Source organism: Actinoplanes sp. TBRC 11911, assembly GCF_012933445.1.
Taxonomy (GTDB): domain Bacteria; phylum Actinomycetota; class Actinomycetes; order Mycobacteriales; family Micromonosporaceae; genus Actinoplanes.
In genome coordinates, this window is record NZ_JABBNC010000096.1 from 1 (window position 1) to 225 (window position 225).

General features: G+C 64.9%; 1 protein-coding gene. It reads right to left on the reverse strand.

What is annotated here, in order from left to right; all coding sequences use genetic code 11:
* The coding region (locus HH310_RS43045) for a nitrilase-related carbon-nitrogen hydrolase (RefSeq protein WP_282438693.1) at positions 1–224 on the reverse strand (224 nt) is incomplete at its 3' end.
* Between the last annotated feature and the right edge of the window lies 1 nt (position 225).

Consider the following 225-nt stretch of genomic DNA (forward strand, 5'->3'; position numbering starts at 1 on the left):
TGGAAGCGTTCGGTGGTCGGGCCGGGGATCGATTCGGCGTAGTCGTAGTAGGCGGCGTCTTGGACCTGGCAGAAGTAGGGGCCGTAGAACAGTTCCTGGAAGCAGATCGCCTTGGCGCCCTGCGCGGCGGCGTCGCGGGCATAGTCCTCGTGCGCCTTGATCATCGATTCTTTGTCGCCCGTCCAGGTGGTCTGGACCAGGGCGGCGCGAACGACGTCGGTCATG